Raw genomic sequence first — 15,056 nt, 5'->3', positions numbered from 1 at the left:
GCTCAGCCGGGGCGGTTGCTGCCGGGGCCAAGGGCAGCGGCAATCTCGCGCGCCATGGCCTGACCCGTGGCGCTTAGCGCAAGAAGTCCACCCTCGCGCCGGATCAGCCCGGCGTCCAGCCCGCGCAGGATCACCCGTTCGGCATGCGGGCGGGACCAGCGCAGATGATCCTCCAGCGCGGAAACGGTGTTCTCCTCGCTTTGCCGCGGACCATCGGCATGGGCGGACAGGTGGCTGACCAGCGTCCGCAGCGCGACCATTACCTGCCGGTCACGGCGGCGGCGCAGGGTGGCGACCATGCCCTGTTCCGGCGCGGCCAGCAGCGCGGCGATGAACAGCACCGCAGTCGTCAGCGCCATGCTGCCCCCGATGGAGACATCCAGCGCGAAGGCGGCGCGATGGCCCAAAAAGACCGCCCCCACGCCCAGGGCCACTGACAAGGGCACCATGACCGACAGTCGCCGCGTCAGCAGAAAGGCTGTTGCGGGCGGCACGATGACGAAGGCCACGAACAGGATCGCGCCCACGGCATCCAGCGCGGCCACCGCCGTGGTGGCCGTCAGCGCCAGAAGGCCGCTGAAGACCGCCCCGGGCCGCATGCCCTGCAACCGCGCTAAATCGGGGTCAAAGGTGGCCAGCTTCAGCTGCTTCCAGAACAGCACCACATAAGCCGCATTCAGCGCGGCACAGGCCGCCAGCGTCAGCAGGGCCTGCGGCACCTCAGCCCCCAGAACCGGAGTGGTGTCCAGCCAGACGAAGGCGATCTCGCCCAGAAGAACGGTGTCGATGTCCAGATGGATGTCGCGGGCGTAGAGGTTCAGGATCAGCACACCCGCGGCGAACAGCGTTGGGAAGACCAGCCCCATGGCGGCATCCTGCCGGATCACGCCGCTGCGGCTCAGCGCCTCGATGGCAAGGACGGTCAGAAGGCCCGCGGCGGCCGCGCCCAGCACCTGCACCGGCCCGGCAATCAGCCCGGTGGCCAGCCATGTGACCGCGATGCCGAAGACCACGGAATGGCTGATCGCATCGGTCAAGAGCGCATTGCCGCGCAGGACAAGGAAATTGCCGGGCAGGGCGGCGGCGGCCGAAAGCAGCACCCCGGTCAGCAGGATCGCCGTTTCCGGCTGGGACAAGAGGCCGATCATCCGCGCGCCCCCTTCAGAAACCCGCGCACCAGAAGACCGCGCCCGGGCGCCAGCAGCAGCGACACCCCGGCCAGCCCGGCGGCGATCAGCGCGATCACCGGCCCGGTGGCCAACCCCCGCGCGCCCGAGGAGACCAGCGCCCCCGCTACGCCCGACACCGCCCCCGCCAGCGCGGCCAGCACCAGCATCGGAAACAGCGACTGCACCCATTGCCGCGCCGCCACCGCGGGCGCGATCAGCAGGGCGACCATCAGGACCACGCCCACCACCTGCAGGCCAAGGACGATGGCGACCGCAGTTGCCGCGGACAACAGCGCCTCGATCCCCGTTACGGGGCGGCCAAGGCTGCGGGCATAGTCGCGGTCAAAGGTCACCAGCTTCAGGTCCTTCCAGACCAGCGCCAGCACCAGCGCCACCGCGGCCGCTGCGCCGCCGATCAGCCGCACATCGGATTGCAGCATGGCCGCCGCCTGCCCGAAGAGAAAGGTCGACAGCCCCGCATGGCCGCCCGCGCCGCTGTGCTGGATGGCAGACAGCAGCACGGTGCCAAGCGCGAAAAAGCCCGACAGGACGACGCCCATCACCGCATCGGCCTTCAGCCGCGTCATCCGCAAGACCAGCTGCACCGAGGCCGCCGCCAGCAGCCCCGCCAAAAGCGCGCCCGCCAGAAGCCAGGGCAGGCTGCGGCTGCCCGCCGCCAGATAACCCAGACAAATGCCGGGCAGCGCGGCATGGGACAGGACATCCCCCATCAGGCTTTGCCGCCGGAGCGTGGAAAAGGTGCCAAGTGCGCCCGCCAGCGCCCCCAGAAGGGCGGTGCCAAGCGCCACGGTCTGCACCGGGCCGGGCGTCAGAAGGGCCGTAATCACGCCGCACCCCCCAGCCCATGGTCCGCGGGGTCCAGCACGGCCAGTTGTCCGCCATAGGTGGCGCGCAGATTCTGCGCGGTATATGTCTCTGCCACCGGCCCCTGGGCGATCACCCGGCGGTTCAGCATCACCAGCCAGTCGAACCAGCGCCGCACGGTGGACAGGTCGTGATGCACCACGACCACCGTCTTGCCGCGGTCGCGCAGCCGGTGGAGGAGCGCGACAATCGCCGCCTCGGTCGTGGCATCGACACCCGCCATCGGCTCATCCAGGAAATACAGGTCCGCGTCCTGCACCAGCGCCCGGGCAATGAAGACCCGCTGCTGCTGGCCGCCCGACAGCTGGCCGATCTGGCGGCCCGCGTAATCGGCCATGCCCACATCCTCCAGCGCGGCCATGGCCTTGGCCCGCTCCGCCCGGCCCGGACGGCCGAACAGGCCCAGCCGGGCATAAAGGCCCATCGTCACCACATCCACCACAGTGGTCGGGAAATCCCAGTCCACCGAGGACCGCTGCGGCACATAGCCCACCCGCCCGCGCGCCTGCGCCAGGGGCTGGCCGAAGTAGCGCACATGCCCCGCCGTGGGCTTCACCAGCCCGAGACAGCCTTTCAGGAAACTGGATTTTCCGGCCCCGTTCGGGCCGACGATGGCGGCCATAACTCCGGGGGGAATGTCGATATCGGCGTCGATCAGCACCGGCTCTCCGCCATAGCCGACGGTCAGGTCTTCGGCATGCAGCGCAAGATGCGGCTCGTGCAGCGCGGTCGTGGTCATTCAGCAATCTCCGGCGGCAGCGGGGCAGGCGTGCCGCCCAAAGCGGTGACGATGGTTGCGGCATTGTGGCGGATCATGCCGATGTAGGTTCCGGCCGGGCTGCCCGCGGGGGCCAGCGCGTCGGAATAAAGCTCTCCCCCCACGCGGACGGTGGCGCCGCGGGCGGCGACCGCCTCGATCAGCGCCTGAATGGTGCGCGGGTTCACGGTGGATTCGATGAAAACCGCTGGCACGCGACTTTCGGCCACGGTGGCGGCCACTGCGTCGATATCGGCAATCGCCGCCTCGGACGCGGTGGAGATGCCCTGAATGGCCGTCACCTCCAGCCCGTAGGCCCGGCCGAAATAGGCGAAGGCGTCATGGGCGGTGACGAGCTGGCGCTGCGCCTGCGGAATGGTGGCGACCGAGGTCGCAACCCAGCCGTCCAGCGCCGTCAGCGCGGCCGAGGTGGCCGCGGCATTGGCGGTGATCTCGGCCGCGCAATCCGGGCGTTCGGCGGCGATGGCCGCGGCGATCACCGGAACGGTTCCGGCCCAAAGCCCCGGGTCCATCCAGACATGCGGGTCCGGCTGGCCGTCGCTGGCCAGGCGCTGATCTTCGGTCACGGCAGCCTCGGACACGGCGACGACCGGGCGGCTGTGTGACAGCTTGTCCAGCACGGCGCCCAGCTGGCCCTCAAGGTTCAGCCCGCCATAAAGCACCAGCTCCGCCCGTTGCAGTTTGGCCAGATCCGAAGGCGCGGGGGTGAAGAGATGCGGGTCCGCGCCGGGGCCGACCAGGGTTTCCACCTGCGCGCATTCACCCCCGACCAGCCTGGCAATATCGGCGATCATGCCCACCGTCGCCAGCACATCCAACGGCGCCTGAGCGCGGGCGGAGGCTGGCACCAACAGGGCAAGAGCAGTGGCAAGGATCAACGGGCGGGATGTTTGGCGGCGTCTGGGTTCCATGGTTGCGATCTTATGCAACTGAGAAGCATTTGCAACTGAAGAATGGGGTGCCGGGGGATTCTCACCTTCGGGTTTCCTGTTGCGAAAGCGCGTGATAGGCTGGCGCGATGAAGAAGATCACCGACATGACCGCCCGGATGACACAGGCTTTGCGTGAGGGAGGCGTTCGCGTCACCCGCCAGCGTGAGGCCTTGCTGCGCGTCCTGACCGAGGCGCAGGACCATCCCGATGCCGCCGAGCTGCACCGCCGGGCGCAGGGGCTGGATGACAGCGTTTCGCTTGCCACCGTCTACCGCACCTTGGCGGTGCTGGAGCGGGAGGGCGTGGTTCACCGCCATTCCTTTGAAAATGGCGGCGCGCGGTTCGAGGTGGCCGATACCTCGCATCACGACCATATCGTCGATGTGGATTCGGGTGAGATCATCGAATTCCACAATGCCAGGATCGAGGAGCTGCAGCGCCAGATCGCGGCCGAAATGGGCTATGAGATCGTTCATCACCGGCTGGAGCTGTATTGCCGCCGCAAATAGCGCCGCATGACGCTTGCTTGCGGCCCGCTGCGCCACGCCCCATATTCACCGGGAAAGCGGGCAAGTGCCGCCCGCGGCGATGCGGAGAAATGTCATGACGGAACGTGCAATTCTGGCAGGCGGCTGTTTCTGGGGCATGCAGCAGCTGATCCGGCGGCTGCCCGGGGTGATTTCGACCCGGGTGGGCTATTCCGGCGGCGAGGTGCCGAATGCCACCTACCGCAATCACGGGATGCACGCCGAGGCGATTGAGGTGATCTTCGATCCGGCGAAACTGTCGTTCCGGCGCCTTCTGGAATTCTTCTTCCAGATCCACGATCCCAGCACGCCCAACCGGCAGGGCAATGACCGTGGCCCGTCCTACCGTTCGGCCATCTTCTATCTGTCCGAGGCGCAGCGCGACACGGCCGTTGACACGATTGCCGATGTCGATGCCTCGGGCCTGTGGCCGGGCAAGGTGGTGACGGAGGTGAAGCCCGCCGGCGACTTCTGGGAAGCGGAGCCCGAACATCAGGATTATCTGGAGCGGCTGCCGAACGGTTATACCTGCCATTTCCCGCGTCCGGGCTGGGTTCTGCCCAAGCGCGCCGCGGCGGAGTAACTTCAGGGTGCTGGCGGGGCGGTGAGGCCGGGTGCCGGGTCTGACAGGCGCAGCAACCCCGCCAGCCCGTGGTTTTCCGCCACCAGATCCTGCAGCGAGACAGCGTCCAGTTCGTGGAAAAATGCCGCCTGTGCCCGGCACAGCGCGGCCTGCAACCGGCAGGGGCCACGCAGGGGGCAGGTGTTGCGGGCGGGGTCGAAACATTCCGCCAGCGGCAGGTCGCCCTCGAACAGGCGGAACACATGGCCGATGGAAATCTTGGCCGCGGGCAGCGCCAGCCGCAGCCCGCCCGACCGGCCCCGCAACGTTTCCACAAATCCCGCCCCCTGCAGCAGCGCGACCACCTGCAGAAGATGGTTCAATGAGGCGTTGCAATGGTCTGCAATGTCCTGGGTGCGGACGATGCGGCCCTGATTGACCGCGCAAAACATCAGCACGCGGGCGGCAAGATTGGTGCGGAGGGTCAGGCGCATCGGAATCCGGAATGGGCTGGAACGGACCCATCATGCAGCGTCCGTGCGGCGGCGTCCCTGATCCAGATCAGAAAGCGGTGCCGCAGGTGCCGGTTTTCGCGCCCGCCGCCTTCTGTCATGGATGTGTCGTAAATCTGTTACAAATTGCCGGGTAGCCGCCTATCCTGAGGTTTCGAACAAAAGGACCTCCGGATGATCACCCTTGTCGCTGCCGGCCTGAATCTGTCCGTTGCCATGGGCTGCGGCGCGCTGATCGGGATTGAACGCCAGCTGCGCCAGCGCAAGGCCGGGCTGCGGACCAATGCGCTGGTGGCGCTTGGCGCGGCGGCCTTCATGGTCTTTTCCATGCTGGTCGAGGGGGACATGAGCCCCAGCCGCGTGGCCGCGCAGGTGGTCAGCGGCATCGGCTTTCTGGGGGCGGGAATCATCTTCCGTGACGGGTTCAACGTGCACGGCCTGACCACGGCGGCCACGCTCTGGTGTTCGGCGGCGGTGGGGTTGCTGGCGGGCCATGGCAACTGGGATTTCGCGCTTCTGACGACGGGGCTGGTGGTATTCGTGAACTTCGGGCTGCGGCCTTTCGTGCAATGGCTGAAACGGCGGCTGAATGCGCGCAATCCGCAGGGCCGGGTGTTCCGCGTGGCGGTGACAGTGACACCGGACCTTGAGGGCGGGACCCGCAGCCTGCTGTTGCGGACACTCGGCCTCAGCGGGTTGCATCTGAGCGAGATCGACATGCGCCCGGCGGACGGTGGGCAGACGCTGGTTCTTGTGGCGACCGTTGCGGCCGAGGGGGCCACCACAGATGCGGTGCTGGAACAGGCGGTTCAGCGACTGGCCGCCGAGCCGGGCCTGACCCGGGTCCGCTGGGAATCGCTGGACGAGGGCTGACGCAGGGGCTGCAGCCCGTTTTCCGCGCAAATGCTGCCCGACAGGGCAGGGCGCTGCTTTGCGCTTTTGCCCCTGCCGCCAAGCGATGCTAGACAGAGGCCGGGCCAGCCGCTAAAAGGCTTGCGTTAGCGCTAACATAGCCGCGGAGGAACCATGGTCTCGCGTGTCATTCCGGTCGAACCCTTCGATCTGGTGGTTTTTGGCGGTACCGGCGACCTTGCCCGCCGCAAGATTCTTCCGGGGCTTTATCTGCGGTATCTGGCCGGACAGATGCCGCCCGATGCGCGGGTGATCGGCGCCGCGCGGGGCGATCTGACCGATGATGAATTCCGCAAGACCGTGGCCGAAGCGATCGAGGAATTCGTGCCTGCCGCCCGGCGCGATGCCGCGGCCATTGCCGGATTTCTGGGCCGTCTGGCCTATGTCGCCATCGACGCGAAGGGCGAAACGGGCTGGGCCAGGCTGAAAGAGCTGATCCGTGACGATGTGGTGCAGGCCTTCTATTTCTCGGTGGCGCCTGCCCTGTTCGGCGATCTGGCGGAACGGCTGCGGCTGCATGGAATCGCCGGGCCGCAGGCGCGGATCGTGGTGGAAAAGCCGTTTGGCCGCGATCTGGCCAGTGCGCGCGCGCTGAACGCCACGCTGGCGCAGCATTTCACGGAAAGCCAGATCTACCGGATCGACCACTATCTGGGCAAGGAGACCGTCCAGAACCTGATGGCGGTGCGCTTTGCCAATATCCTGTTCGAGCCTTTGTGGAAGTCCGAATACATCGACCATGTCCAGATCACCGTGGCCGAGACGGTCAGCGTGAACGGTCGTGGCGCCTATTACGACAAATCCGGCGCGATGCGGGACATGGTGCAGAACCACATGATGCAGCTTCTGTGCCTGATCGCGATGGAGCCGCCCTATCACTTTGACCCCGATGCTGTGCGCGATGAAAAGCTGAAGGTGATCCGCGCGCTGGACCCGGTGCGCCCCGAAGATATCGTCCGCGGCCAGTACCGGGCCGGCGGGGATGAAGGCAGCTATGTCGAGCATTCGGAAAATCCCGACAGCCGCACCGAAAGCTATATTGCGCTGAAGCTGAACATCTCGAACTGGCGCTGGAAGGGCACGCCCTTCTACCTGCGCACCGGCAAAAGGCTGCGGGCGCGGGAATCGGAAATCGCCATCACCTTCAAGGAACCGCCGCATTCGATCTTTGACGATGACCGCGGCTGGCGCGAGAATGTGCTTGTCATCCGGCTGCAACCTGATGAAGGCATGAATCTGAAAGTGATGATCAAGGAGCCGGGCCCGGGCGGCATGCGGCTGGTGCAGGTGCCTTTGGACATGTCCTTTGCCGATGCGCTTGGCGATGCGGCACAGGATGTGCCCGACGCCTATGAGCGGCTGATCATGGATGTGATCCGCGGCAACCAGACGCTGTTCATGCGCGGCGATGAGGTGGAGGCGGCCTGGGCCTGGACCGATCCGATCATCGAAGGGTGGGAGGCGCGCGGCCACCGCCCGCAGGGCTATGACCCCGGAACCTCGGGGCCGGAGGATGCGCTGATGCTGATGCACCGCGACGGGCGGCGCTGGCGGGAGATCAAGGCATGAATTTTCAGGACTACCCCGACCGCGATTTTCTGCATCTGAAACTGGCCGATACGATTGCCGGGCAGCTTGCGGATTTTATCCGGCGCGAGGGGCGGGCCACGCTGTCCGTGCCCGGCGGCACCTCGCCCGGGCCGGTCTTCGACATCCTCTCGGGGGTGGATCTGGACTGGGGCCTCGTCTCGGTCGTGCTGAATGATGAACGCTGGGTGCCGGAAGACTCTGACCGCTCCAACACGCGCCTCCTGCGCGAAAGGCTGCTGAAGGGGCGCGCGGCCAAGGCGCGGCTGATCCCGCTTTATCTGCCTGGCCATGCCGCGCCCGAAGAGGCGCTGCCCGCGCTGGAGGCCGGACTGTCGCCGCATCTGCCGCTTTCGGTGCTGCTGCTGGGGATGGGGGCCGACATGCATACGGCCAGCCTGTTCCCCGGGGCCGACCGTCTGGCGGAAGGGCTGTCGCCCCATGCGCCGCTTCTTTTGCCGATGCGGGCCGCTGCGGCGGTGGAACCCCGTATCACCCTGACCGCCCCCGTGCTGCGGGAGGCGTTCAACATCCATGTGCTGATCACCGGAACGGCCAAGCGCGAGGCGATCCAGCGCGCGGCCACGCTTCCGCCAGAAGAGGCCCCGATCCGTGCCGTGCTGGATCAGGCCACCATCCATTGGGCCGAATAAGGAAATCCCGCATATGAGCAAGTGGAGCGATCTTCTCTCCCATCACGCCGCCACCGTCGGCCGGCCGATCCTGTCGCTGTTCGCTGAAGACCCGGACCGCGCCGCGCAGTTCTCGGTCCGGGCGGACGGGATGCTGTTCGACTGGTCGAAGACCGGGATCGACGCCACGGCGCGCGATCTGCTTGTGCGGCTGGCCGAGGGTTCGGGCGTGGCGGAAAAGCGCAGCGCGATGTTCGGGGGCGAGAAGATCAACGACACCGAGGGCCGCGCCGTGCTGCATGTGGCGCTGCGCGCGGGCGATGAGGCGGTGATCTCTGTCGATGGCACGGATGTGATGCCCGCGATCCGCGACGGTCTGGTCAGGATGGCCGCTTTCGCGCGCGATGTGCGGTCCGGCGTGGTGCAGGGGCAGGGCGGGCGGATCACCGATGTGGTGAACATCGGGATCGGCGGGTCGGACCTTGGCCCGGCCATGGCCACGTTGGCGCTGGCACCGTTCCACGACGGGCCGCGGGTGCATTATGTCTCGAACGTGGATGGCGCGCATGTGCATGACACGCTGCGGGGGCTGGACCCGGCCACGACGCTGGTGATCGTCGCCTCCAAGACCTTCACCACCATCGAGACGATGACCAATGCCGATACCGCCAAGCGCTGGATGGCGGGCGGTGTCACCGATCCGGCGGCGCAGTTCGCCGCCGTTTCCACCGCTTTGGACAAGACCACCGCCTATGGCATCGACCCCTCGCGCGTCTTCGGTTTCGAAGACTGGGTGGGCGGGCGCTATTCGATGTGGGGGCCGATCGGCCTGTCTCTGATGATCGCCATCGGGCCGGAGGCGTTCGGAGAATTCCTTGCCGGCGGCCGGGCGATGGACCAGCATTTCCTGACCGCCGGTTTCGCGCAGAACATGCCGGTGATTCTGGCGCTTGTGGGGATCTGGCACAACCAGATCTGCGGCCACCCGACCCGTGCCGTGCTGCCCTATGACCAGCGCCTGTCACGGCTGCCCGCCTATCTCCAGCAGCTGGAAATGGAATCAAACGGCAAGAGCGTGGCGGTGGACGGCTCGTCCCTTGTGGTGAACTCCGGCCCCGTGGTCTGGGGAGAGCCGGGGACCAATGGCCAGCATGCCTTCTATCAGCTGATCCATCAGGGCACCCGGGTGGTGCCATGCGAATTCCTTGTGGCCCGCCACGGGCATGAGCCGGATCTGGCGCATCATCACCTTCTTCTGGTGGCGAACTGCCTTGCGCAATCCGAGGCGCTGCTGCGCGGCCGCAGCCTTGAGGAGGCGCGGGCGATCATGGCGAAGAAGGGGGTCACGGGGGCCGAGCTGGAGCGGCAGGCGCGGCACCGGGTGTTCCCGGGCAACCGTCCGTCCACCACGCTGGCCTATGACCGGCTGACGCCCTTCGTTCTGGGGCAGATCATCGCGCTTTACGAACACCGGGTCTTTGTCGAGGGAGTGATCCTCGGCATCAACTCCTATGACCAATGGGGGGTGGAGCTGGGCAAGGAACTGGCGCTGGCGCTGCAGCCCGTGCTGGAGGGCAAGACCGGCGCCGAAGGCAAGGACGGCTCCACCGCCGCGCTGGTCGCCTTCCTGAAGGGCTGAGCCCGCGACCCCTGCAAAACGCCCCGCCGCCCGAAAGGACGGCGGGGCGTTTCATTGTCAGAACTTGTAGTTGATCCGCAGCGCGGCCGAGGTGTTGTCCAGATCCACGCCCGAACCGCCGAAATTGTCGAATTTGTCGGCCAGGATCTCGCCGCCGATGGTCCAGTTGTCGGTGACGGCGTAGTCAAGGCCCGCGCCAATGGTCCAGCCGTTTTCCGACAGGCTGCTGCCGCCAAGGGTGGCCTTGGCATGGGCCGCACCTGCGGTTGCATAAACCAGCGTGCGGCCAAGGTCATACCCGGCCTGCAGCTTCAGCCGGGTCACGCTGTCCAGCTCGTCCCCGGCGGTGGTCAGGCCGGTGCCGGCCTTGTTGTATTCGCCTTCCACGCCCAGCACGGTCTGGCCCAGATCCCAGCGATAGCCGGCCTGCACGCCATAGGTGCCGCCGTTGCCCTTGTTTCCGGCGGCATCCGCGTCGCCATAGCCCAGCTGCACACCGCCGTAGAAACCGCCCCAGTTGGCCTGCGGCTGCATGATGACCGGCGCGGGCGCGGGAACCACCTCGGGCTCGGTCACCACAACGGTCGGACCCCCCGCCAGCGCGGGCGCGGCCAGCGCGCCGCTGGCGGCAAGGATCAATGCGATACGTTTCATCTGTCGTTCTCCTGTTCGGGCCGTCCGGGCCGCCCTCGTCCGGGCGGTCTTCGCTGCGGCCAGACCCTACCTTTCATCGCCGCGGGGTCTGGAAAACCCGTCCTCACGCAGCGGTGACAGGAAGTGAACGGTTCGGTTCAGTTTGGGCGGAAACCGGCCTTTCCGGCCGGATGCGCAGGCCGGAAGCTGCCGATCATCCGGCGCGTTCGGCCAGCGCCATCCATTCCTCTTCCGCCGCTGCCAGGGCTGCCTGACGTTCGGCCAGCATGTCACTGGCTTTGCGGAATTTTACCGGCTCCTTGGTGAAAAGATCCGGCTGGGCCAGCAGGTCGTTCAGCTTGCCGATCTCGGTTTCCAGCCGTTCCAGCAGACCCGGCAGATCGTCCAGCCGCTTGCGCTCGGTGAAGGACAGGGCATTGCCCTTCGGCGCCTCCTCCTTCTTCGGCTCCGGGACCTTCACGGCGGCTTTCACCGCCCGCTCCTCGGCCACCGGGCGCTGCGCCACGTAATCCGACCAGCCGCCGGGATAGACGCTTGCCTTTCCATCCCCCTCCATCGCCACGGTGGCGGTGGCCACCCGGTCGATGAAATCGCGGTCGTGGCTGACCAGCAGGACGGTGCCGTCGAACTCGCCCAGAATATCCTGCAGCAGGTCCAGCGTTTCCACATCCAGATCGTTGGTCGGTTCGTCCAGAATCAAAAGATTGGACGGCAAGGCCATGATCTTGGCCAGCAAAAGCCGCGCCTTCTCTCCGCCGGACAGCGCCTTGACCGGCGCACGGGCCTGCCGCTCGTCAAAGAGAAAGTCCTTCAGATAGCCGACCACATGCTTCGGCATGCCCCGCACCATCACCTGATCCGAGGCGCCCGAGACCGCCATCAGCGGATCGCCGGTCAGATTCTCCCAAAGGCTGGCCTCGGGGTCCAGACGGCTGCGGGTCTGGTCAAAGACCGCGATCTCAAGATTGGTGCCAAGCGTCACGGCACCGGCGTCCGGCAGTACCTCGCCCGTCAGCATTTTCAGAAGCGTGGTCTTCCCCACCCCGTTCGGGCCGACGAAAGCCACCCGGTCGCCGCGCAGGACCCGCAGCGAGAAATCCTTCACGATGGTTTTCTCGCCGTAACGTTTGGTGAGGTCCACCGCCTCGATCACCCGCTTGCCCGAGACCGGCCCCGCATCCAGCCCAAGCGCCGCGGTGCCCTGCCGCCGAATCTGCGCCGCCCGCTCCGCCCGCAGTGCGGCCAGCGCCCGCACCCGGCCCTGATTGCGCTTCCGGCGCGCGCTGATCCCCTCCACGGCCCAGCGGGCCTCGGCCTTGATCTTGCGGTCCAGCTTGTGACGGGCCTCGTCCTCCTGCGCCCAGATGTCCTCGCGCCAATCCTCGAAGCCTTCGAACCCCGCCTCGCGCCGCCGCACCTCGCCCCGGTCGATCCACAGCACCGCCCGCGTCAGCGCCCGCAGAAAGGCGCGGTCGTGGCTGATCAGCACGAAGGCGGCCCGGGTCTCGCGCAGCTCGTTCTCCAGCCATTCGATGGCATGGATGTCCAGATGGTTGGTCGGCTCGTCCAGAAGCATCAGCTCCGGCGCCTCGGCCAGCAGCTTCGCCAGCGCCGCCCGCCGCCGCTCTCCGCCACTTGCGGTCGCGACCGGGGTGTCGGGGTTGAACTTCAGCCCCTCCGCCACGACAGACAGCCGATAGCGCTCTTCCTCGGGCAGGTTCGATCCGGCGAAATCGCCCAGCGTTTCAAAGCCGGACAGGTCCGGGTCCTGCTCCATATAGCCCACGGTCACGCCCGCCGGGATTACCCTTCCGCCGCGGTCGGGCTCCACCAGCCCGGCCATCACCTTCATCAGGGTGGATTTGCCGCTGCCGTTGCGCCCGACCAGCGCCACCCGGTCTCCGGGCTGCACGGTCAGGGAAAGGCCGTCGAAAACGGGGTTCCCGCCAAAGGTCAGGGAAACGTCGGAAATCTGAAGTACGGGTGCGCGTGCCATGATGCCCTGCGCTTACGAAGGCCGGCGGCCCCCGTCAATCTGCCTTCCCCCCATTCATCTGTTCATAAATATCCTGCGGGAGGTCCGGAGGGTGCAAAACCCTCCGGCCTGCGGTCTGATCCGGGCGCAACAGCCGCAAACCGGGCACCACCTGCCGCTTTCGCGCGCTTGCCGGGGCGCGGCGGCGCGCTAGAACAAAGGGCGCGCAGGAGAATGGCCATGACCGACGATGCACTCGTGATCTTCACCCCCTCGGGCAAAAGGGGGCGGTTTGCCATTGGCACGCCGGTGCTGACCGCGGCGCGGCAGCTGGGGGTCGATCTCGATTCGGTCTGCGGCGGACGCGGCATCTGTTCGAAATGCCAGATCACCCCGGGATATGGTGAATTTCCGAAGCACGGCGTGACCGTGGCCGAAGGTGCCCTCAGCGAGTGGAACGCGGTCGAGGATCGCTATAACCGCATCCGCGGGCTGGCCGCGGGGCGGCGTCTGGGATGTCAGGCCAAGGTGATGGGCGACGTGGTCATCGACGTGCCGCCCGAATCCCAAGTCCATAAGCAGGTGATCCGCAAATCCGCGGCCGAGCGGCATATCGACATGGACCCGGCCACCCGCGCCCTCTACGTCGAGGTGCAGGAGCCGGACATGGAGGAACCCACCGGCGATTTTGAACGGCTGAAGCGCGCCCTTGCCGCGCAATGGCAGATCGAGGGGGTGGAGGCCGATCTTTCCGTGCTGCGCCGGTTGCAGCCCGTCCTGCGCAAGGGCGAATGGAAGGCGACCGTGGTGCTGCACCGGGGCAACCACGATGCCGCGCACCGGATTCTGGACATTTTCCCAGGATACCACGATCTGCCGCTTTATGGCCTTGCCGTCGATCTCGGCTCCACCACCATCGCCGCGCATCTCTGCAGCCTGACTGATGGCCGGGTGCTGGCCTCCTCGGGGCTGATGAACCCGCAAATCCGCTTTGGCGAGGATCTGATGTCTCGCGTTTCCTATGCGATGATGAACCCCGGCGGCGATGTGGAAATGACCCGCGCCGTGCGTGAGGCGATTGACCATCTGTCCCGCACCATCGCCCAGGAGGCCGGGATCGCGGCCTCGGCCATTTATGAGATGGCGATCGTCTTCAATCCGGTGATGCACCACCTGTTCCTTGGGGTGGATCCGGTGGAGCTGGGGCAGGCGCCCTTTGCGCTGGCCACCTCGGATTCGCTCAGTCTCGACGCGCGGGATCTGGACCTGACCAGCCTGAACCGCAATGCGCGGGTCTATGTGCTGCCCTGCATCGCGGGCCATGTCGGGGCCGATTGCGCCGCCGTGGCGCTGGCCGAGGAGCCGCAGAAGTCAAAGGACATGGTGCTGATCGTGGATGTGGGCACCAATGCCGAGCTTCTGTGCGGGAATGAGGCGCGGGTGCTGGCCTGTTCCAGCCCGACCGGCCCGGCCTTTGAGGGCGCGCAGATCAGCTCCGGCCAGCGCGCCGCCCCCGGCGCCATCGAACGGGTGCAGATCGACCCGGTGACCAAGGAACCCCGCTTCCGCATCATCGGGGTGGAGCCATGGTCGGACGAGCCGGGCTTTGCCGATGCGGCGCAGAAAACCGGCATCACCGGCATCTGCGGATCGGGCATCATCGAGGCGGTGGCCGAGATGCGCATGGCGGGGCTTGTCGATCCGGGCGGGCTGGTCGGCGGGTCGGAGCAGACCGGGACCGCCCGCTGCGAACCGCATGGCCGGACCTTCAGCTATCTGATCCACGACGGCACCGCGACGGGCGGGCCGCGGATCACGGTGACGCAGGGCGATATCCGGGCGATCCAGCTGGCGAAATCCGCACTTTATGCGGGCGCGCGCCTTCTGATGGATGAGCTGGGGGTGGACAAGGTCGACCGCGTGGTTCTGGCCGGAGCCTTTGGCGCGCATATCAGCGCGAAACATGCAATGGTTCTGGGGATGATCCCCGATGTGCCGCTGGACCGTGTGTTCAGCGCGGGGAATGCGGCGGGGACGGGCGCGCGGATCGCGCTTCTGAACCGGGCCGCGCGTGACGGGATCGAGCGGACGGTCCATGACATCCACAAGGTCGAGACCGCCATCGAGCCGCGGTTTCAGGAGCATTTCGTCAATGCCAACGCCATCCCCCATGCGGTGGATACTTTCCCGGAGCTGTCGAAGATCGTGACGCTGCCCGATGTCTCCTTCAACACCGGCGGTTCGGGCGGAGAGGGCGGGCGCCGCCGTCGCCGCGGCTGACCGCAGGGCAGG

At 66.9% G+C, this 15,056-nt stretch carries 14 protein-coding genes; 7 read left to right on the top strand and 7 right to left on the bottom strand.

The window, feature by feature from the left end; all coding sequences use genetic code 11:
- Positions 1–2 precede the first annotated feature (2 nt).
- Genes ACO2Q5_RS19295 through ACO2Q5_RS19280 form a run of 4 tightly spaced genes read right to left on the bottom strand, consistent with a single transcriptional unit; the run spans position 3 to position 3,743 of the window.
- The gene (locus ACO2Q5_RS19295; protein WP_423294056.1) at positions 3–1,148 is read right to left on the bottom strand and encodes a metal ABC transporter permease; all 1,146 of its coding nucleotides are present in this window, start codon (positions 1,146–1,148) and stop codon (positions 3–5) included.
- Positions 1,145–2,017, bottom strand: coding sequence for a metal ABC transporter permease (locus ACO2Q5_RS19290; protein ID WP_423294054.1), 873 nt, complete (start codon positions 2,015–2,017; stop codon positions 1,145–1,147). Before ACO2Q5_RS19290 ends, ACO2Q5_RS19295 begins: the two co-directional genes overlap by 4 nt.
- Positions 2,014–2,793, bottom strand: a complete 780-nt coding sequence (locus ACO2Q5_RS19285) for a metal ABC transporter ATP-binding protein (protein WP_423294052.1) — start codon at positions 2,791–2,793, stop codon at positions 2,014–2,016. Before ACO2Q5_RS19285 ends, ACO2Q5_RS19290 begins: the two co-directional genes overlap by 4 nt.
- Positions 2,790–3,743, bottom strand: a complete 954-nt coding sequence (locus tag ACO2Q5_RS19280) for a metal ABC transporter solute-binding protein, Zn/Mn family (protein ID WP_423294050.1) — start codon at positions 3,741–3,743, stop codon at positions 2,790–2,792. Before ACO2Q5_RS19280 ends, ACO2Q5_RS19285 begins: the two co-directional genes overlap by 4 nt.
- 107 nt (positions 3,744–3,850) lie before the next feature.
- On the opposite strand from ACO2Q5_RS19280, the gene ACO2Q5_RS19275 reads away from it, so the two are divergent.
- Positions 3,851–4,273 (top strand): Fur family transcriptional regulator, encoded by a 423-nt coding sequence (locus tag ACO2Q5_RS19275; RefSeq protein ID WP_423294048.1) that lies wholly within the window; start codon positions 3,851–3,853, stop codon positions 4,271–4,273.
- A 94-nt stretch (positions 4,274–4,367) separates the two neighbouring features.
- A complete protein-coding gene (msrA, locus tag ACO2Q5_RS19270; RefSeq protein WP_423294046.1) occupies positions 4,368–4,874 on the top strand; it encodes a peptide-methionine (S)-S-oxide reductase MsrA in 507 nt (168 codons plus the stop codon).
- A gap of 2 nt (positions 4,875–4,876) precedes the next feature.
- Here msrA and ACO2Q5_RS19265 read toward each other — a convergent pair whose 3' ends face one another.
- Positions 4,877–5,347, bottom strand: a complete 471-nt coding sequence (locus tag ACO2Q5_RS19265) for an RrF2 family transcriptional regulator (protein ID WP_423294044.1) — start codon at positions 5,345–5,347, stop codon at positions 4,877–4,879.
- 192 nt (positions 5,348–5,539) lie between these two features.
- Between ACO2Q5_RS19265 and ACO2Q5_RS19260 the strand changes: the two genes are divergently transcribed.
- The 4 genes from ACO2Q5_RS19260 (at position 5,540) to pgi (ending at position 10,135) form a co-directional block, all read left to right on the top strand.
- The gene (locus ACO2Q5_RS19260) at positions 5,540–6,238 is read left to right on the top strand and encodes an MgtC/SapB family protein (RefSeq protein WP_423294042.1); all 699 of its coding nucleotides are present in this window, start codon (positions 5,540–5,542) and stop codon (positions 6,236–6,238) included.
- A gap of 153 nt (positions 6,239–6,391) precedes the next feature.
- Complete coding sequence (gene zwf / locus ACO2Q5_RS19255) at positions 6,392–7,846, top strand: glucose-6-phosphate dehydrogenase (RefSeq protein ID WP_423294040.1); 1,455 nt, start codon at positions 6,392–6,394, stop codon at positions 7,844–7,846.
- A complete protein-coding gene (gene pgl / locus ACO2Q5_RS19250) occupies positions 7,843–8,517 on the top strand; it encodes a 6-phosphogluconolactonase (protein ID WP_423294038.1) in 675 nt (224 codons plus the stop codon). Before zwf ends, pgl begins: the two co-directional genes overlap by 4 nt.
- Positions 8,518–8,530: 13 nt before the next feature.
- Positions 8,531–10,135, top strand: a complete 1,605-nt coding sequence (pgi, locus tag ACO2Q5_RS19245; protein WP_423294036.1) for a glucose-6-phosphate isomerase — start codon at positions 8,531–8,533, stop codon at positions 10,133–10,135.
- A 57-nt stretch (positions 10,136–10,192) separates the two neighbouring features.
- Here pgi and ACO2Q5_RS19240 read toward each other — a convergent pair whose 3' ends face one another.
- Complete coding sequence (locus ACO2Q5_RS19240) at positions 10,193–10,789, bottom strand: outer membrane protein (protein WP_423294034.1); 597 nt, start codon at positions 10,787–10,789, stop codon at positions 10,193–10,195.
- A gap of 193 nt (positions 10,790–10,982) precedes the next feature.
- The gene (locus tag ACO2Q5_RS19235) at positions 10,983–12,785 is read right to left on the bottom strand and encodes an ABC-F family ATP-binding cassette domain-containing protein (protein WP_423294032.1); all 1,803 of its coding nucleotides are present in this window, start codon (positions 12,783–12,785) and stop codon (positions 10,983–10,985) included.
- A 219-nt stretch (positions 12,786–13,004) separates the two neighbouring features.
- Between ACO2Q5_RS19235 and ACO2Q5_RS19230 the strand changes: the two genes are divergently transcribed.
- Entirely contained in the window at positions 13,005–15,044 is a 2,040-nt protein-coding gene (locus ACO2Q5_RS19230; RefSeq protein WP_423294030.1) for an ASKHA domain-containing protein, read from the top strand.
- Positions 15,045–15,056: the final 12 nt, after the last annotated feature.

The organism is Neotabrizicola sp. VNH66 (genome assembly GCF_049445895.1).
Taxonomy (GTDB): domain Bacteria; phylum Pseudomonadota; class Alphaproteobacteria; order Rhodobacterales; family Rhodobacteraceae; genus Pseudogemmobacter.
The sequence above is the reverse complement of the archived record's forward strand: the minus strand, read 5'-3'. Positions and strand labels throughout refer to the sequence as shown.